This is a genomic window from Paenibacillus sp. FSL R5-0744 (assembly GCF_037972555.1).
In the GTDB taxonomy this organism is placed as follows: domain Bacteria; phylum Bacillota; class Bacilli; order Paenibacillales; family Paenibacillaceae; genus Paenibacillus_AQ.
Genome location: NZ_CP150228.1, coordinates 2,913,538 through 2,932,617, shown reverse-complemented (window position 1 = coordinate 2,932,617; position 19,080 = coordinate 2,913,538). Strand labels below are relative to the sequence as shown.

At 43.1% G+C, this 19,080-nt stretch carries 17 protein-coding genes and 1 pseudogene; 9 read left to right on the top strand and 9 right to left on the bottom strand.

The genetic code is table 11. The features are described 5' to 3' along the window. Positions 1–14: 14 nt before the first annotated feature. Both MKY19_RS12770 and MKY19_RS12765 read left to right on the top strand, forming a co-directional pair. Positions 15–764 carry a Crp/Fnr family transcriptional regulator gene (locus tag MKY19_RS12770; RefSeq protein WP_339803283.1) on the top strand — a complete coding sequence of 250 codons (750 nt, stop codon included), beginning with the start codon at positions 15–17 and terminating at the stop codon, positions 762–764. A gap of 421 nt (positions 765–1,185) precedes the next feature. After that, the gene (locus tag MKY19_RS12765; protein WP_339803280.1) at positions 1,186–1,458 is read left to right on the top strand and encodes a hypothetical protein; all 273 of its coding nucleotides are present in this window, start codon (positions 1,186–1,188) and stop codon (positions 1,456–1,458) included. A gap of 435 nt (positions 1,459–1,893) precedes the next feature. Here the strand turns inward: MKY19_RS12765 and MKY19_RS12760 are convergent, their stop codons facing one another. The 5 genes from MKY19_RS12760 to MKY19_RS12740 form a co-directional block, all read right to left on the bottom strand. Beyond that, positions 1,894–2,319 (bottom strand): hypothetical protein, encoded by a 426-nt coding sequence (locus MKY19_RS12760; RefSeq protein WP_339803278.1) that lies wholly within the window; start codon positions 2,317–2,319, stop codon positions 1,894–1,896. Further along, the gene (locus tag MKY19_RS12755; RefSeq protein WP_339803275.1) at positions 2,261–3,703 is read right to left on the bottom strand and encodes a hypothetical protein; all 1,443 of its coding nucleotides are present in this window, start codon (positions 3,701–3,703) and stop codon (positions 2,261–2,263) included. The genes MKY19_RS12760 and MKY19_RS12755 overlap by 59 nt, the downstream gene beginning before the upstream one ends. Continuing rightward, on the bottom strand, positions 3,703–5,277 hold the full coding sequence (locus MKY19_RS12750; RefSeq protein ID WP_339803272.1) for a hypothetical protein: 1,575 nt from the start codon (positions 5,275–5,277) through the stop codon (positions 3,703–3,705). The genes MKY19_RS12755 and MKY19_RS12750 overlap by 1 nt, the downstream gene beginning before the upstream one ends. A gap of 190 nt (positions 5,278–5,467) precedes the next feature. Beyond that, positions 5,468–5,857, bottom strand: coding sequence for a hypothetical protein (locus tag MKY19_RS12745; RefSeq protein WP_339803269.1), 390 nt, complete (start codon positions 5,855–5,857; stop codon positions 5,468–5,470). Between the two features lie 119 nt (positions 5,858–5,976). Next, positions 5,977–6,720, bottom strand: a complete 744-nt coding sequence (locus MKY19_RS12740; protein WP_339803266.1) for a hypothetical protein — start codon at positions 6,718–6,720, stop codon at positions 5,977–5,979. A gap of 805 nt (positions 6,721–7,525) precedes the next feature. On the opposite strand from MKY19_RS12740, the pseudogene MKY19_RS12735 reads away from it, so the two are divergent. Together MKY19_RS12735 and MKY19_RS12730 are read left to right on the top strand one after the other, a co-directional pair. Next, positions 7,526–7,633: pseudogene (locus tag MKY19_RS12735) on the top strand (sulfurtransferase); the annotation flags it as partial. 287 nt (positions 7,634–7,920) lie between these two features. Continuing rightward, a complete protein-coding gene (locus tag MKY19_RS12730) occupies positions 7,921–8,160 on the top strand; it encodes a rhodanese-like domain-containing protein (protein WP_339804289.1) in 240 nt (79 codons plus the stop codon). Between the two features lie 260 nt (positions 8,161–8,420). Here the strand turns inward: MKY19_RS12730 and MKY19_RS12725 are convergent, their stop codons facing one another. The 3 genes from MKY19_RS12725 to MKY19_RS12715 all read right to left on the bottom strand — a co-directional run bounded on the left by MKY19_RS12725 (position 8,421) and on the right by MKY19_RS12715 (position 11,587). After that, positions 8,421–9,935 carry a hypothetical protein gene (locus MKY19_RS12725; RefSeq protein WP_339803263.1) on the bottom strand — a complete coding sequence of 505 codons (1,515 nt, stop codon included), beginning with the start codon at positions 9,933–9,935 and terminating at the stop codon, positions 8,421–8,423. A 598-nt stretch (positions 9,936–10,533) separates the two neighbouring features. Then, positions 10,534–10,674, bottom strand: coding sequence for a hypothetical protein (locus MKY19_RS12720; RefSeq protein WP_339803261.1), 141 nt, complete (start codon positions 10,672–10,674; stop codon positions 10,534–10,536). Between the two features lie 229 nt (positions 10,675–10,903). After that, positions 10,904–11,587: a hypothetical protein gene (locus MKY19_RS12715; RefSeq protein ID WP_339803258.1), complete on the bottom strand. Its 684-nt coding sequence runs from the start codon at positions 11,585–11,587 to the stop codon at positions 10,904–10,906. Positions 11,588–12,226: 639 nt separating this feature from the next. On the opposite strand from MKY19_RS12715, the gene MKY19_RS12710 reads away from it, so the two are divergent. From MKY19_RS12710 to MKY19_RS12690, 5 genes are all read left to right on the top strand, one after another. Continuing rightward, a complete protein-coding gene (locus MKY19_RS12710) occupies positions 12,227–12,409 on the top strand; it encodes a hypothetical protein (protein WP_339270856.1) in 183 nt (60 codons plus the stop codon). 611 nt (positions 12,410–13,020) lie between these two features. Continuing rightward, the gene (locus MKY19_RS12705) at positions 13,021–13,680 is read left to right on the top strand and encodes a response regulator transcription factor (RefSeq protein ID WP_339803254.1); all 660 of its coding nucleotides are present in this window, start codon (positions 13,021–13,023) and stop codon (positions 13,678–13,680) included. Positions 13,681–13,682: 2 nt separating this feature from the next. Continuing rightward, on the top strand, positions 13,683–15,086 hold the full coding sequence (locus MKY19_RS12700) for a HAMP domain-containing sensor histidine kinase (RefSeq protein WP_339803251.1): 1,404 nt from the start codon (positions 13,683–13,685) through the stop codon (positions 15,084–15,086). Between the two features lie 61 nt (positions 15,087–15,147). Then, the gene (locus MKY19_RS12695; protein WP_339803248.1) at positions 15,148–16,230 is read left to right on the top strand and encodes a hypothetical protein; all 1,083 of its coding nucleotides are present in this window, start codon (positions 15,148–15,150) and stop codon (positions 16,228–16,230) included. Between the two features lie 147 nt (positions 16,231–16,377). Then, positions 16,378–17,766, top strand: coding sequence for a deoxyribodipyrimidine photo-lyase (locus MKY19_RS12690; RefSeq protein ID WP_339803245.1), 1,389 nt, complete (start codon positions 16,378–16,380; stop codon positions 17,764–17,766). Here MKY19_RS12690 and MKY19_RS12685 read toward each other — a convergent pair. Then, positions 17,761–18,771 (bottom strand): phosphotransferase, encoded by a 1,011-nt coding sequence (locus MKY19_RS12685; RefSeq protein WP_339803242.1) that lies wholly within the window; start codon positions 18,769–18,771, stop codon positions 17,761–17,763. The two genes, MKY19_RS12690 and MKY19_RS12685, sit on opposite strands and share 6 nt — an antisense overlap. Positions 18,772–19,080 lie beyond the last annotated feature (309 nt).

The following is a 19,080-nucleotide window of genomic DNA, read 5'->3' as shown; positions in this document are numbered from 1 at the left end:
AAGAAGTGATTTCTGTGTTTCAGTCCGTTTTAGACGCACCTCTATTTAAAGATATAAATGTGACCGATTCAGAATATGTATTATCGAAATTCTCTGAACGTTTCTACCCTAAGGATAAAGTTCTTTTCCTGCAGGGAGATCCAGGTTTGGATATGTATGTAATAAAGTCTGGTTCGCTAAAGATCTTCCGTGAGGTAGAAGGAAAAGAACTCATTCTGGGCCATCAATTTCCCGGTGAGACGATTGGCGAGCTCGAAACAGTCCATAGCTGCAACTCACGCTTAGCTTCTGTAGCAACCCTTGAGAAGACAGTTCTATGGGCAATCCGCAAAGCTGATCTAGAAGATCTAATGAACCTGTATCCACAAATTCTACGCAAGCTTTTCTACGTCGTAAGCGAAAGACTGGACCAAGCAGATAGGAAGCTGGAATATTTAGCCTTTCTTTCCAGCAAGATTAGGATCGCCAACTTACTCCTAGATCTGCACTCCAACTTTGGAGTAGAGGTACACGAAGGATTCCTACTCAACTGGAAGACTACACACCAGCACATGGCACACATGATTGGTGTAAGCCGCGAATCCGTAACGATAGGTTTGCAGGAATTGCAAGTAGCACAAATCATCTCCATACGAAATAAATATATAACGATTACCAATTTATCTGCACTAAAACTGTTGGCGAATGATGAAGAAGCCTCTACTAACGATCGTGAATGGCACCCTTCTTCGTCCTACAAGTATAGTACTACGTTACGCTCCTAGCTTCTGTGTTCCAGCTAACAAAACAGAAGCAACATCAGTCACAGCGCAATCCTTAAGTGAAGCTTTCCACTATGTTACCAGCTGCGGCCGAATGGTCAGCAGCTTCTTTGCTTTTTCCCAAAGCTCTCCACTGATCCAAGCACCAAAGAACTATCCAACTTGCCGGAGAAATATTCTGAATGTACAAGAATCGTAGAGAAGGAATCGGAAGCCCTTGAGCCGCTGAACACTTTTCACTAAACGTTGAAATCAACTTTGATCTGAAAGCTGTCAACGAGCCCCTTGCCTGAAGTGGCTTTGACCCTCCACCTTGAAATTATAGAACTCCAGGAGACATAGATTCGTGTAAACACAGGGATTGCGCGCTTGAATTTATGTGTGGTAGGATCTGCTAACGTTAGCAATTCAAGGAGGAATAGCAGTGGGGAAAGAGTTGTTTGAGTTGGGTGAGATTGTGGTCACACCTGGAGCCATGGAACTGATCTCACAGTTCGGTGTTCTTTTTGTACTAAACTGCCATGTAAGCGGAAACTACGGAAATGTAAGCGAGGTGGATTGGAAACTCAACCAGTGGGCAATCAGCCATGGAGAACGAATCATCAGCACATACTCTGGAATTTGGGAGAAGGCAGTGTTTGTTGTTACAGAAAGGGACCGAAGCGTGACAACGGTGTTACTGTGGGAGGAGTACTGAGTGACGACACCAACCCTACCTGATCTCAAACGGGTTAAGAAGCGTTTCGGAAGGAGCTTGTGAACAAGTGAACCAACAGACTCCACCTCGCCCCAACCTGCTCAGGTAGGGTACCCGTAACCCTGGAGAAGGGCGATCAGGAAACAACTAGACCTAAAACGGCACACCACCCCACAGTTTTTGGAATTTGTTTTCATTTTGGATTTTTTGTTTTTCTTTTTAAATATTATTTTTTTCTTTTAGGTCGGGTTGTTTCCTCGTCACCCTTCTCTACGTTTGTGGGTACCCTACCTGAGCAGGTCGGGGTGAGGTCGGGCGTTGTTCTGTGAGTCGTAGTCTAGGACTACGAGAACTCTACCTCTTCAAGTAGGATCTTTTGGAAGTAGTGAACCAACCAAAAGAGGAAGCGATCTGCTTCCTCTCAAAAGGCGTACTTTAATCTTCTTGTTCGAGCTCTTCGTCAGCACTCATACTAAGCATTTCATATTTTTGCTTTGACCATTCGCTTGCCGCTATCAATCCATTCGTCTCTTCTTCCAGCTTCGCTGCATTTATAATGACACATTTACTGTCTGTGCCGTGCAATGATACTCCCTTACCTACTTGTATGGATTTTAAATCTCGCAGGCCACTCAAAATGACATCTTTATCAAAGTCGATTGTTTCATTCCTCGTATATTCTTTAAACTTATCCATCCACCATGCTTGGTGGAATTTGAAACCTAGTTTCTCACTCCAATCAAACATCTTCTTCAGCTGATAAGAAGGATCAACGTGATAAGTTTGGACAAACTGGAGAAATTCAATATATATTGGTTGAACTTGGTTTTTTCTTCTCTGGCTGCTGACAAGTTCCATCATCTCTCGGAACGTCTCGTCTGTGTAAGGCTTCCATACCAACCAGCATTTGAAGATCTTTCATCATAACAAACCCCATAGCAAGCGAGTGCAAGATTTCAGCTTCTCGGGGGGTAGGAGCCATTTTTGTATAGGTCTTGGCTGTTTCATGCCACTCAGTCCAGCGTTCTTGCTGCTCGATTAAATACTGTAGATATCCGGCAATAAACCTACCGTTCTCTTTCTTGTTACCAAGAACGTCCATTATTAGTTCTTTGTTGCCGCTTTGCTCTGAAGGCTTAAACTCCAGTTGAATCATTCGATCCTGAACGGCTTCGTTACTGATCCGCTTATTGGCAGCCATTGCCCATGGTGCCTGAAGTTTGTAGGTTTCGTTTCCCGCCAAATGCCCTCTTTTATAATCGGATCGATCAAACAGCATCTTTAACATATTGGAAATATCGTCTCCGTCTTTCTTATTAGGACTTTCTGTGGTATTTATGGGAAAAGCGTTTGTGCAAGCCATCGCATCTCTAATAGGTTGTTTAGTAGAGTTCATTGCCAATTCTTTCGTCTTTGCATTTCCAAAGTAGGTTGATAAAATTTTTAAGCATGTTGATTTCCCAGCACCTTTCTCCCCATAAAGATAGAGAATTGGCAAGTTAGTGACATATTCCTCCATCAGCCAATCGCTCAGCAGTGCCGCCAAATACCAGGCTAATGGCACTAAGGCTTTTTTGCCCGTGAACAATTCCGGCAAACTTTCGAGCATGTTTTTCACCGTATCATGCCAAGGATTTCCAATATATTCATTCCTAATTCTTACCTGACTATCTAAGTGCTTTTTCCCTATAACTTGTACCAGTTTTCCATCCAATACTTCCATTGTCGATGGCTTGAGATAAAGGATTTGCTCGTCCTCATCCAAAACGGTAAAATAATATTTTTTGCTGGAGTTGTGATAGAACAATCCAACATAGTCAGCTTGATCCACTGTTATCCTGGCCTGCTTTGCTACATGCACCATGAGTTGCTCAAAGTCAGCATAGCTATGACAAGTAAGCAAAACAGTACTCAAGTTATTCTTCAAGGTAATCAATAACTTCTTTTTATCAGCCTGCATTTCACCGGTTATGATAATATTGGTTCGTAGCTGATTGTCTTCACTAATATCAACCAGCAGAGCCTCCTCTTTAGCTCCCACTTTGATTTTCCTCACATTCCGGAAAAGGAAGTTGCTAAGGGGCTCCTCGTATAGTTTTCCTTCTTTGTTAAACTTGAGAATATAGTACCCATTGGTTTTCTCAAATAGCCCTGGCTTCTCAGGAATATCGTCTAGTTGTTTCAAATCAGGCCGCTTTTCTTCAATTTCCAGTAATAACTCTTCCAGTGGATTTTTATCTATCATTAGTAACAATACTCCTTCCACTTTCCAAAGTATGGTGCAACCCGGTATGGTTCCCTGAGAACAAGCGGATCGTCCCAATGCTGTCCCAGTGTGATGCCAGCTTCTATTGCTATCTTCCTGATGAGTTCTTTCCCAACCTCAGAGTTGAATTCTTGCCCCATTTTTAGAAGCCAAAACGCTCCGTCTTTCCGCTCAAACGGAATCGCCATTTTGAGGATTTGTTCTTCGAAGAGATCGGCATCATTCTCAGTGGGCCACTCAAACCAGAATGACCTAACTTGCTTATTCCAGGTCGGATACTTAGCGTAGAGTCGAGTGTCTCCAAGCAGATGTTTCAATATCCAGTATTCTTTTGCTTTGACACCTCGAATCGCTTCCCCCTTGTACACACCAAAATTCGTCGAATCAGAAAAGTGTTCTAGGTATGATTTATACCCGCCATTCTGTTCCCATCTATACAATTGCTCTCGTTCTTCGGCCGTGAGTGAAATTCTTGAACTATAGTAACTGTAGCTTGGAGGAGCACCATACAAGGCAATGAAGTTAAGAGCGCAAGTCTTTGCCTCCCTCTTTGGACAACTCCAACCATTCTCCTCCAGGAATCTACAGGAGGGTGGTTCTCCCGATTGTTGCAAGTAATTAAGCTTGTTGTAAAATGCCCGTTCTGTATCCTGCTCCGAGTATACATTCTGAGAAGCACTATCTAGTAAGCTACGATCATAGTTTCTACTGACAGTATGGGCCAGTTCTCTTCCAGCTTCGCCAAAAACGGCAATATTGGTTAGAATGCTTGTCCATATAGTATTGCTGAACTGATTAGGATCGTTAAGACTAGCCTTAATTGCTTCACAATCCTGCATTCGTTTCAATTGCCCTTCCAAACGTCCGAGTTCTAACCAGCGTACTTCATCTGCCCTACTTACCGTTTCTATACGCTGAACCGGAGGTGCTGTTAGATGCCTCTTTTCTTTAAGCTTTGGATGATCGACAGGGACGCGATTAGCATAGGCTTCCTCAAGCTTGGCCCATTGATCGGGATATGGCTTCTCGTCACCATCAACAAAGACACAATTTCCGTTAAGCATGGCCTTCCCTTGAAGGGGAAGCCCAATTAGATTTCCGTACCCCTTTGTATGATCTTGAGTCGGAAAGAGCCTATCCAGCGATTTACCAATGTCATTACCTTTCTCAAACTTTCCGTAAATTGGTATTTTCGCTTCAATTAGAGCATTAAGCATGAGCGTTCTTGCCGCATATCCTTCGACAGGTTGATCGAAAAACACCCACACATGGAACCCGACTCCGGAAAAGCTTCGTTCTACTAGCGAGTAGATCCCTTCTGCCTGTAGGTGTTTGTTCAGTCTCCAAGCATGTTCAAACGCTTCGGAGTGCTCATCGAAATCAGCCGAAACGAAGATACAGGTATTTTGGGGATGAGGTTCCAAAGGATAGATACCCAAACGTTGAATACCTTCCAGATCTGTACGCACTTGTCCTTCTCCAAAAGGCCGATTGAAGCCTGCATCCTTGACGGGTTCCCACCCTTTCTGACCAGGATGATTTTCCTTTTTCATAGCGTACGCACTCCGTCTATGCGCGAATAGGTCTAACATCAAGCGTGTTTGCCGTGGGGTGGGTGTAATCATTGAGTGAATGCTCCTTTCTTCTTGATGACAGCATTACCCAACATAACCCCTTAGCTTGTCAAGTTTACATAACATTAAATGATTCTATAGCCCAACTATGCTCGCTTGCAGAAGCACTTTATAGCTTTTGTGCATGTTTTTGAGTTCTTTTATCTTTCTGTTCAAGAAACCATTGTTTGGCATTTTTTCTATTAATCCATACTGATCCATCAGCTAACTTCTCCGCTGGTAACCCTCGCTGTCTCCATACTGCTACTAGACGACTGCTAACACCAAGCTTCTGTGAAAACTTACTTTGCTGAAAAGAGTTTGTAGGAGTTTGCTTCTTCATCACAGCGTTGCTGTGAGTGTCCCACCATTCTTGGCACGAATTAGTATGAAACTCATAAGTTCCGATATCACTAAGCCAATTGAAAGGAAACTCAGGATGTTTACTTATTATTCTCCGAACTGTAATTGGGCTGCATCCTAGTACTTTCGCAATTCTATTCACTCCATATACGAGCATAGCGCATTCCTCCAATGAGATAAAATTCTATTATTGATAAGGAATCTTATCTCATGGATGGAGTGTTCAACAAGAGATACGGCACAATTTTTTTTAAGTCAGACTAAGTGACTTCTGCTCTACTTCTGAGAATTCCAATAACTAGATCCTTTTACTAATCCTCCGACGAGACTATTACCATATTTACACACTGTACTTTTTTTCACATCATTATTCCAATGATCAAATGTCCCTGCACCGAGAAGTCCTGAAACGTAGTTCTTGAAGTCAGGGTGTCGCTTGTTTTGTGCGTGCTTTATACTACGGAGGTAAAGCCCGTATAAGCGTGCTTCCAGCCCAACCAGCGAATTCAGCTTGTCGCCTTCGTGTTTAAGTGTTTCCAGAGCGTTATAACCTAGTATTCCTCCAGCGGCTTCGAACCATCGACCTCTGTTGTGACCTTTGAGAAAGCCGCGCCGCAAGTCTTCGAATTCCGCTTTTTCTACTGCTGTTTTGACCTGCACGGGCATATTTGGATATAAATAGTTCAGAAGGAATTCCGGTTCGGCCTGATCAATGATGATTTGTGACTTATGGCTAGTCTCCTCTGGATAGCCGATAAAAAGTTTGATTCCATTAACAACATTCTGAACTCGAGCATCAACCCAATTACTTGCCTGGTTTATATCAACACGCCAATTCTGTGATTTATAATCGTATATATTCGATTTCACTCCACAGACTTGCACCACAGGGAACCAAGATACCGTTATCCAATCTTCTAGAACAGCCTTTGATACATTAAAGACTTTACAAGCTTGACTAATTGTTATTAGGCCAATTTGATTCAGAGGTTGCTGCACTATCACATTATTTATCAACAATTGAAGTTCCTCCCGATAAATTAAAGTTATAATGTTTCTTGAAAAACATATGGGACACTTGAATCCCGACTCTCCTTCCATCTGATTACGGGGCACAAAAAAGGCTGCCCCAACAGACATCCCCTTTTAACAGAGAGACATCTGTGGCGCAGCCCTATAAAGTAGTCATCACAGACTACGAGCTTATTATGAAATTAACTGCCAGTTCCACTACTCATAATAGTTATTAGCAGATGTGCTTAGGTCTTGCGCCAAATACTGAGCCCCCTCAAAGTTTATCCATACATTAATTATGCATTATTCATCTAATAATAGCAACTAATATTCCCTTTATAAATTGAAGCATACAGCATATAATTCTCTTCGAACACACTCTAACTAGGCTGAAATACATAATACTATTCACCATTTTATGAAGCAACCTTAAAGTCAAGGAGTTTCCCACACTCCCTCTCTGCGATCCTCAGGATAATTTGGTCAAATTCGAGATCATCTATTTAATTTCACTTTATTGTATTTTTATTCATCTTTAAAATGTGAATATATTGTGACTTTCTGTTCTCTAATCGAATTCATTTTCGATTCGAATCATCTTCTGATGACTTATTTGCAAACAGCTTGCCAACAAGTTGCAAACAACAGAGCAGCAATTATTCAGCAATCTATTGCCTAACACAGAATGTTCTCAATGCTTGATATATCTTCACTAAGTTTTCTATTTTCTCTAATAAGTCTATAGCTGGAGGAACAGCTCTCCTCTCCTGTCAGCTCGTATGGCGGCCGCCATCCCCTGCCTGATCCTGAGGTGCTGGCTGCACGGCTCTCCAGGCTTGGCATCGGCAACGATTCACGCATTGTCGCCTACGACGATGAGAGCGGCATGAATGCTGCACGCTTGTGGTGGCTGCTGCGTTACCTCGGGCATGAAGAGGTATTCATTCTGGAAGGCGGATTCAGCCAGTGGAAAGCCAAGAAATACCCGGTGGCGGATCATCAGCCGGTGCGGGTGCCGAGTACATTTGTAGCAAATGTGCAACCGCAGATGCTGGCTGGGGTTGAGGAGGTTCAGGCGGTTTCGGAGAAGACGGTTAGTGCCGGGACTCATGGTGGAATTGACGTCACCGTTTCGGATGCCGCGCCTACTCTTCCTGTTCTAATCGACTCCCGGCCAATGACCGCTATCACGGCCAGAATGAGACCCTGGACCCGGTCGGAGGGCATATCCCTGGTGCGGTCAACTACTTCTGGAAAGACACGCAAAATCCGGACGGTAGCTTCAAGAGTGCGGAGCAGCTTGAAGAACATTTTGCCGGACTGGACAAAGACCGTGAGATCATCGTCTACTGCGGCTCCGGCGTGACTGCCTGCCCGAATGTACTGGCACTGGAAAAAGCTGGTTTTAAGAATGTGCGGCTGTATATAGGGAGCTGGAGTGATTGAATTAGTTATGAGAGGAATGCAATTGCGGTTGGGGAAGAGTAAGACATTTCATTATGCTTATTGTTAAATAAATCGCCAAGTAGCTTACACATTTGGCGATTTTTTTTTCATGCTTGGAAATCAACTCGTGGTTTGATCTTCAAACAGTGGTTAAACACCCCCGGCCTCCATCATTTAGACTCAATACCGATACCGCATAAGGTCGTGGATCTTGCTTTTAGGTCTTCTAAGCACTTCACACATTATGTAAATGTGGGTTTTCAATTGTTTAATTCATTAAATATTCCCTTGATAAGAACGACACAAAGATCGTCATTCATAATCTCTTTATGAGATATATAATTTTTATCTTCGTCGCATATGTGCAACTCAATTCTATTGAATTTATTTTGTGCTTTCTTATGTAAAAAGCCCAAAAATTTTTGGCTTATTTGTATCGGGCATTCTATTTCTTCGTTTTGAAATTGTAGAGAGAGAAGAACACTCCTCTTATCATTTGATAATTTCATTGCATAACTTACATGAGTAGCTTCTTTTATCTTTAAAGCAACTTTTTTCGAGCAACTTCCATGTATAGATAAAACTTCAAAGTGATTATCGTGCTTCTCTAAATATATTCCCGGACTGATCTCTTCACCTACGTCATGTTTCTTGTCTTGATGGTAATAGTCATTAAAAATACTGGCAATAATATCAAAAACCAACTCAAAAGATTGAACAGAGATCGTATCAAAAGGACTGATTCTATCCAATATATAAGTTGCAAATCTGTTTTTTGACAATGCTATGTTTTCCTTTTTTTCATTATTAAAGATATCCTTTTTGTAAACTATTTTATCGTTTATCTTGAAAACTTTATTATCTATAATATGATTATTTTCCATCTTGTCTTTAACAAGCGGTGTGTAAACATTTTCTAAAATAGAATGCTTACCCGTCGTGAGATCAAATTCATGAGCTAAATACAATCTTCTTTGGTTTGCATCTTCAGTTTTTATCTCACAATCTTGATAGTAATTTTCTATGCTTATTAATGGCGTTGCTTCCCTATGTTTGGGTATGGGGAGAACTAGTGAGTATACATTATTACCGTGGTTAATATAATCGTGGCCCTGATGTTCCTCATTAATTTTTTTGTCATCAGAATCAAAAATAAATATTTTTAGTTTCTCGTTTTCAAATAATGACTGGTAAGAACATATGCGCTTTAAAACATCGTTTCCCATTTGAACCTCATTTTCATATTCGAAGAAGTCAATGTCTAGTTGCTTAAATTTCCCTTCCGCTTTTAGTTGGAATAAAGCATTTTTCAAGTGTTTCCAATCCGTCTTACCTTCTGTGATTATTAAGTGATTTTTAGAATCCTCAATTTCATGTAGTCTTCTCTCCATATTAGGTAGATACATTTTTATATAGATCTCAATAAATATATCTTTTTCTTGATAGATCAGTTTGACCTCATCTAATTCATTAGAGCATTCTGTTTGTACTAAATTGGATTTGCTTAGAAATAATCTATCTGAATCTTCAAACCCATATATGAGGATAGAACTATCATTAAAATAAATATTCCTGACTTTAAATTTTGAATACATACCAGATTGAGAGGTATCATCGTTATATTTGCTATAAATATTAGATATGAGTTTTACGTATATCCATTTATCCTTAAATGGCTTAATAATTTCTTCTGCTCTTTTTAGAGGTATTTTATACATTCTTATATCTTGGGCTAATGAATTGTATTTCTGCTTCTGTTTTTTAAAAATTCTCATAAAAAGGCTCCTTAACTGGCTTTATATATAACATTTCCGGATAATACAATAACTCAGTAATAAATTAAATATATATCCATGTAATAGTATTGTACACTGAATTTATTTTTCGCTCTAAAGATGAAATGATGAACTGTACCACACTTACAGCAATAATTGAATTAAGCATATCTGGGAGCTGGAGTGATTGGATTTCGTATGAGGAGAATCCGGTGGCGATAGGAGAAGAATAGAATAAAGAACCTGCGGCGCGGATTCTTGTGATTCCCTGGAAATCAAAAACCCGATTTACCAGACTGGAAAAATATCGTGTTAGATTTTTCGTGTATATTAGGCTCGTTCAGCTTGGCAGTGGCACATTGTATTCGGTTTTCCGCATACATTTTCTTCGTTTACCTACCGTCGGCACATTGTATTCGGTTTTTCACACACATTTGGCTCGTTTATGGTACCGGTGGTACATTGTATTCACTTTTTCGCATACATTTAACTCGTTCAGCTTGCCCGTGGTACATTGTATTCGATTTTTCGAATACATTTGGCTCGTTTACCTACAGTCGGCACATTGTATTCGATTTTTCGCATACATTTGGCTCGTTCAGCTTGCCCGTGGCACATTGTATTCGATTTTTCGAATACATTTGGCTCGTTTACCTACCGTCGGCACATTGTGTTCGGTTTTTCGCATACATTTGCCTCGTTTACCTACCGTCGGCACATTGTGTTCGGTTTTTCGCATACACATGCCTCCTTCAGCTTGCCCGTGGCACTTTGTGTTCGGTTTTTCGCATACATTTGGCTCATTTACGTAACGGCGGCACATTGTATTCACTTTTTCGCATACATTTGGCTCGTTTACCTACCGTCGGCACATTGTGTTCGGTTTTTCGCATACATTTGCTCATTTACGTTACCGACGGCACATTGTATTCGATTTTTCATTCACATTCTCACGACGGCCTTCATCTTCAAACTAAATCTGGACTTTGTAGCGTACCAATATATTCATAGTAAATGATCCGCTGAGATGAACCTCTTGCCACCGGGCGAAATTTTCCTTTATCCACCAGCTGACGGCAGTATTTAATGATCGTCATCGTGTGCAATTCCAGTTCTCTCGCGGCATCAGCCGGGCGAAGGACTCGATGGTGCCGGATGGCTGCCCGCATCAGATCGCGCTCGATTCTGGAATAGGCTCTCTCAACGGTTGTCTTCGCAGACTTTTCTGCTAACAAATAAGAAAAGAGAATGTTCCGCAGCGCGGAGAGAATGAAGGATGGATTTTCTTTTAGCTCATCCAGCGAGATATAGAGCACCGTGCAGTCTTGAGACTGTAGAAAAAGCCCGCGGTTCAAGTCCATCCGGTATTTGCTACGATCCGTTCCATGTGAGCCATAGTCCATGATCTCAAATACAATACGCGAGGCTCCGATCTCCCACAAAATATCCACAAAATAGGATCTGCCGCGCCAGTCCTTAACTTCATATTCTGGGTGTAATCCGTGAAAATGTCCGGCTAGAGGCCACCATACCCGCTCGACAAACAAGCGGTTTCCGTAACCATGACCGCGTTTAAGTGCATCGAGCCGCTCTCCCTTCCTTTGTTTAAGATGATTACATAACCATTCATTATGCTCCCTCTCGAAACCCATTACCTATCCCCTCGCTCTGCAACGAAATATGTTTTTAATCATACAAAACCCCGCCTCTATTCCAAAAGGAAAGGAGACGGGGCATTCTTTGCCTCGTTTGGTTTTATCTATACATAGTGTGCCACATTATCATTAGAATGCACAATAGGAAATCGGCAGGTCCCTATTAATACATTTTCATATGGCATATTTTATCTTTTCAATTTTGGGTTTACTTTCCATTTTAATCAACTGCCCGCCCGGGGTAATACCGCTGAAGAAGGCCGGATATACGAGTATACAACGGTATACAGTAACTTAGAGTGATTGGGTTTCGTATGGGGATTACGGTTGATCTTGAGGAAGATTAAAGTTAAAAACGCGTGCTTGATATCTGGTTAAACGATTATATGAAAGAGAAGCAACTGTCAGCATACCGGAGTATCTGGCCGCACTTCTGCGAAACGGTCCGCTGAGGACTCCCGTTCCATTCTAAGTAGTGCTCACCCTATCTGAGGACGGTTGGTCCGCGTTGGGTTCGACCAGGATTTTCTGTATAATGGTAAACGTTACGTCGGATGTGATGTTAAACGCACGAAATGACAAGTAAACAAAGTCCATCCGGCGTTTGAAACCACGAACTGGAAAGGATGAAGTAAATTGAGTTATACGGAACTGCTGGAACGGAAGAGCGAAATCTTGAAGAAAACGGTCGAGAACTGGGTTTTGAAAGAAAATCGCGACGGACTGAACCTTCAAGAGGCTCATATTTACCAGAATATACTCAAGGAATTTCATCAGAACGAACATGAATTGAATGGTACGAGACGAGGAAGCAGTTAAGCGTCAGGCAACGGATCCACGGAAAAAGAAGACACTGTAACAGCTCGCAAACATGAGGCGCAAACGGCTTGATCTCAGAAGACGTACGCGTAAGAATATGAGAGGCTGCCCGGGAAGTTTGGGCAGCTTTTTACGTACAATCAATTCGCTGCCCGCCTCCGAAGCAAACGCTCTAAAATCCAGACGTTCGTATAATCCAGCAACCTGAGGATATCGCTCTATGACGTTAGCCTTTTCTGTGCCAAGTATAAATTAGAGTACAGAGCTAGCTCCTGTGCGTCACGACTGCCCGTATGTGCTGGCGGTGCTGGTGGTGGCCCGTATACCTCACACTGGAGTTTCTCAGATATATTCGATATCAACAATTTATATTTGTAAATATTTTCATGATAGATGGAAGACACAATACAACAGTTTGTTAATTTTGTTAAGGTAACGGTTCGTAATGTATGGATTCATTTCTTTCTTTTTTGACCACATAATTTTCTATCCTATTAGGTATTATCGCCTGATGAAACTACCAACCTTCTGGACAATCCTTCCTCTAGTTGTATATAGTGTATAACGAAAGTGGCACATAGTGAGCAAGGTACTAGGAGGAGAAATACGAAATGGCAAATATATTGGTAGTAGAAGATGAACGAGCGATTAATGATTTAATTACAATGAATCTCAAGCTGGTTGGACATACATATAGCAAGGCTTACCGTGGACCGGAGGTTTTCGAAATTCTGGAGCGTGAAAAGACTGATTTGATTCTGCTGGATGTTATGCTTCCGGAATTGGATGGTTTTGAGGTGATGCAGCGGATTGCACATATTCAGGTTCCAGTGATTTTGATCACCGCCAAGAATTCTTTGGCTGACCGCATTAAAGGCTTCGAGCTGGGCGCGGATGATTATATCATTAAACCCTTTGAAATCCTTGAATTGCTGGCAAGAATCAATGTAGTCCTGCGCAGGGGTGAAAAAGGCACTTCCAGCTTCATTTGCGATAATGTTGAGGTGCGTTACCTGGAACGGCAAGTTTTAGTAGATCAGACACCGGTTGATTTGACCGTTAGGGAATTCGAGCTGCTTGATGTATTAATTCGTAACCGGAATATTGCATTGTCGAGAGAAAAGCTGCTGGAATTGGCGTGGGGCTATGATTTTGAGGGCGACACCCGCACCGTGGATGTTCACATCCGGCAGCTACGTAAAAAGCTGGGCTGGGAAGAACGGATCAAAACCATTTTCAAGCTAGGCTACCGCCTGGAAGTTCAGAGCTAATCATGAGATTCTGGCATAAGATTCTGCTGTCGGTACTCGCTCTCTTTATTGCCGCTCTGGATGTAAGTGTCATTATGGTGATGAAAAAAAGCTGGCAGCTAAACATGGACAGTGAAATGCAGAGAGCATCCAGTGAGCAATTGTTAATTGCCAACAATATTTATGAGAACCTTAATTCTATTCAAGCGCGGGGAACGGCATTGACCCCTATTCTACTGGCCAGCGTCTCTGAGTCCTATGGAGATTACTACCGTAAGCAGGGAATCTATTTGCAGCTATGGGAGAACGACCGAATGATTTACCCTCCCCAAAAAGGACAATTCGGGAAATCTAATTTGGGAAAAGGCGATCAGCCTGTATCCTCAGACGAACGCTCTATTCAGCTCTCCACTCAGCTTCCTGCTCCTTACCAGCATTTGCTGCTTGTCTATCAGCGTGATATCAGTGAGCTCTTCAACAAGCAACAGGAACTGAACCGCTTTTTTGTAATGATTAACTGGATCGTGGGACCCGTTCTGCTCCTTCTTCTTTATCTTCTAATCCGGCATCTAAGCAAGCCGCTAAAGCTCCTGTCAGAGACCAGCAAAACAATCGCCGAAGGCGACTATACGAAACGGGTGCAGCTGCGCAGCAAAGATGAATTTGGCGAACTGGCCTTGAACTTCAACCGGATGGCGGAGGCCGTGGAGCAGAGGGTTACGGAACTCTCAGACATGGCTGAAGAGAAACAAAGGATGGTAGATAATTTGGCCCACGAGTTGCGCACCCCTTTGACCAGCATGCAGGGGTTCGCCGAATTTCTGACCACGGCCAATATTGGACAGGAAGAACAGCAAACTGCGGGCGGATATATTCTTAGTGAAACCCTTCGTCTCAAGAATCTGGCCTTCAAGCTGCTGGATTTGTCTGTCCTCCGGCATCAGCCGTTGGCACTTCAGCAGGTGGATATTTCGGAACTATTTCAAGCTATCCAACAGACGGAGCGCCCAAAATTGACGGATGCTAGCATAAGATTTCATATCCAACATACGATTTCAAATGTCTGGGGAGATCCCGATTTACTAGCTTCATTATTGGTAAATCTGGTTGAGAATGCGATTCACGCCTCCAAGCAAGGCAGCGAAATCCACATGCTGGCCTATGAGCTGAATGGAGAAGCCGTGCTAGAAATCCGTGATACGGGAACGGGAATCACCGCAGAGATGGCTAAACGTGTATTTGAACCTTTCTATCGGGGAGACCAGGCTCGTTCACGTGAATATGGCGGCGCTGGCTTAGGATTATCCTTATGTCGGCAAATTGCTGAAGCGCATAAGGCCAGACTGTCCTTAAACTCTGTCCTCGGCGAGGGAACTAGCATCAGACTCTTTTTACAACTCTATAACAACTGCCCTCCTACTCTTTAACATCTTTGGATTAAGGTTAGGAAGATTCATCATCATCCGATCCCAATGGAGGTTAAGTTAAATGAAGAACAACAAGATTTCCGCTACACTCGCTGTACTCTTGTTCTCTGGAAGCGTGCTGGCGGTGAGCGCAATGATTGTCCCAGGATTTGTGAACACCACCGCTGCCAAGAGCATTTCTGCAGTACAAGACTCGGGCAATCTAACCTTGAACAGCAGCAAGGCACCCGTACTAAAAGTAGAAGCAGAAGCACCGGTATCTACTGTGAACAGAGATCTAGAGCAGCTGATGACCCAAGAAGAAATGCAGCAAATTTATGATTTTGCGGACAAGCCCAATAACGAAATTATCACCATCGGAAGGGAGATGACCGAGGATGAAATAAACCGGAGGCTGATATTGGAAGACCAGTATGTGTATGACGGCCTTCGTCCCAAGCAGCTGTTCCCGTTAAAATCGGGACAAGCGGAGTTTTATTTTGACTTGGAGAAAAACACGCTCAAGTATCCCAATCGGACATTGACTGACGAGGAACTGTTACAATATATTGACTGGTTCTACCGAGAGGCCTATGCCTTGTCCAAGCGGAATATTGTAACCCCTCCAGACTCAGGGAATTTGAACCAGAACGACGCCGTTACCATGGCCGCTTCAAGTGTGCGAAAAATATTCGGAGCTGACGTCTCCAAGCTTGAAGTAAAAGCAAGCCAAGGAGAATCCATGCTATCAAAGAAAAAGACCTGGATGGTAATATTCACCCCTTATAAAACCAACACCTTAAGAGGACAAGGTAAGGAATTTTGGCAATATACCGTAATTATTGATCCCTCCACTCGGACGGTAGTAGATACGACCGCAGCTAATTTTTCACTCACAAGAACCCCAATCAATGCTGAAGCTGCCATCGCTATCCAAAAGGATGCAACCTGGATTAACGAGGCTACAAAAATAGTTACAGACAGACAAGGAGAAACCCGGAAAATCGCCACGGCTTCCCTTACAGACACTGACGTAAATAATAAGCGCGGTATGGTAGCGGTCAAAATGATGCTCGAAGACGGCAGCAGTTATACTGCAGAGTTACGCTACCCAGATCAGACTCTTCGGTGCCTCATCTATGAAGAAGCAGAAGCTGCCAAATAGGGATATTTTAACGGTTCAAGCAGCTCTACAACATATTAGCAAGATCATATTTCCGATGTTAATTATTCTGATTTTGAGCAAGGACGATGGGAAATCCTTATAGACATGCGATTTTTCCCCTCTGATAATAGAAAGGAAATATTTCTAATGATTCTCTTCATTCACCGCAAAGATCTGCGGACTAGCGATCTTCCAGCCTTTGAGGCTATACGTTCTTCTGGCACTGGCAGCCTTCATCTGTTGATTTTGGAGCCTTTTCTACTGCGAAAACAACGCTATCTTGAGCATAGCGGGGTAAACTTTCTGACGCAGGTCTCAAGACTTCAGCAGGAATACGCCACTGAAGGCAAGCAGCTACATATTCTTTATGGCGAGCCTGATATTATTGTCAAGAGGCTGAGCGAAACCTACCCAATTCAGGAATTGATGGTTCATGCCGATTACACCCCTTATGCATTAAAAAGAGACATGAACCTGCGTGATACATCGGCTGCACTCGGCATCCGTTTCAAAATTTTTCACGACAGCATGCTTTGTGATCTGGAAGACTTCATGGATTGTTGCGGGCGTCGAGAGCCCTTCAAGGTATTCACACCGTTCTACCGCCGCTGGCGCAGCTACTTGGCTGAGCGCTTTCATCCGCCTTATTCTTCGACCTTGGCTGATCTGTCAACGTCCACACTGGACGATAAGATTGCCGAAGATTTCAAGATTCCTGAGGAGATTACACTTCAGTTTGAAAAGCTAGTGCCTTCAAGAAAAAAGATGGATGTACACGATACTCTTGAGCAATTTATAGACTTGCATTTACGGGATTATCATGTGAACCGTGACAGGTATGCACAGGTGGGCACCAGCCAGATCAGCCGGCACCTCAATACGGGTACCATTTCAGCGCGTACTGTGTATACTCGGCTGGCGGAAGAAGAAACCGGCGGGGAAGAATGGCTGCGACAGCTGGCCTGGCGGGATTTCTATCTGTATCAGGCCCGGCTCGATGCTGATTTCTTCAGCTATGAGAAGGTGTATGATTTGAGCATGCTGGGTACGAAATACTTTGAGGCTTGGTCTTCGGGCAGAACTGGCATTCCTGTAATCGATGCCGCCATGACCCAACTGAACACAACCGGATGGATGCCGAACCGGCTGCGAATGATTACCGCAATGTTTCTTACCAAAAATCTGGGCTGTCCATTTATTTACGGAGAGCGTTACTTCAGGCTGAAGCTTAGCGATTATGATAATTCACTGAACCGTGGCGGCTGGCTGTGGAGCTCCTCGCTCGGATTCGATGCCTCCCCTTACTTCAGGATCATGAATCCGGTAACCCAGTCCCAGACTCATGACCCGAGCGGAGATTATATACGCACCTGGCTGCCAGAGCTGGCAGTTTTGTCCGATAAAGCTATCCATCTGCCTAGACCATATGCCATCGTTGATCTTAAGCAGTCACGGGCGCTGGCGATTGAGGTGTATAAAGAAATCCTGAACAGCAAGGGAGCGGCGGTTCATCCTAATCACGGAAATGAGCTATAGCCTGCATGCGCTTCCCTGCTCTTCTTGCAATATTACTAGAATTTCTGCAGTTCCTGCAGACAGCTGGACTAAATCTACGGACAGCCGTTTTGTCTGCTCATGAAGTACCCGGGATTCATCGGTACCCTCCAGATAACGGGTGACAAAATGAAGAAAGACATCGATTTTTCTCAGCAGCATTAACACTGGAATGGCGTTGATTTCGGCTGGGGTGAGGCGGATACTACGGCTGAAGCCCCGGCAGAACTCACGAATCATCTTCTTCTCCTCCGCATGCCCAAGCAGCCCGGATAGAATAACCGCTAACTCCATGACCCGCAAATCATATGTACAGAACTCAAAATCAAGCAGCGTGGATACCTGCCCCGGGTCTTCTATATTTACCAAAAGATTAGAGGCATTCAAGTCACCGTGTACCAGTTGGTGAGGCAGTCCCTCCAGTTCATTCAGAGAACCTGTAATATTTCTATAAGCTCTGTAGAGCATCACTAGCTCAGCCCCCAGATCCTTAAAAGGTTCCGGCGGATTCAGGCACAGCTCCCGGATGACCTCTCCACTGCATAATGGATAGGACGTCCACAATTCATAATATGGCCGGTACACCGGAGTAAGACCGGGATCAATAACTGATAGGACTTCTGATAAAATACCCGTCACCTCTCCAAAGGATTCTAGGTAGGAAACCTCTTCCTCCACAGGTGAATCACCATCGATATATCGGAACAAGCAGGCGAATTTGCCACTCTCCCTTAACTGAATCATAGTTTCACCGGTAGTCGTTAGAATAGGAACAGGTACTTTGAAAGGCAAAGCTCGTGTTCCAAGCTGCTCCAGCACAGCATGCTCGAACTCAATCTTGTTTCTGTCCTTATGTGTATCATATATTCGAAGGACCGCGCGTTTCCCGTTATTTTCCACAAAATAAGTTGTGTTGTTCCAACCTCCGCTCCGCTTCTGTAGCGTACCACTCCATTCTGGCCAAGCTTGACTTACTATAGTTTCCACAGCGTATGCCTCTCTCTCATAAGTCTATCAACTCATAGGCAATTGTAAAAGCAGCGTATGCCTGTGTCAAATCCCCAAAATCGGATTCAGGAGCCTGTATGCACCTCTTGTACTTTTCTGCTAGAGAATTGAAATTATCCACCTAATAACAACTTAAATAAGTTGGCGATGAATGCTTAGAGTTTTAAGTTTTACGTTATGCTATTCATGATTTGTCCAAATTGCATTTAATAGAATATTTTGGTAGATTGAATCCAGGAACTTATTAACCGACTGATCAGTGCAAATATTGTTCAAAACTAAGCGTAT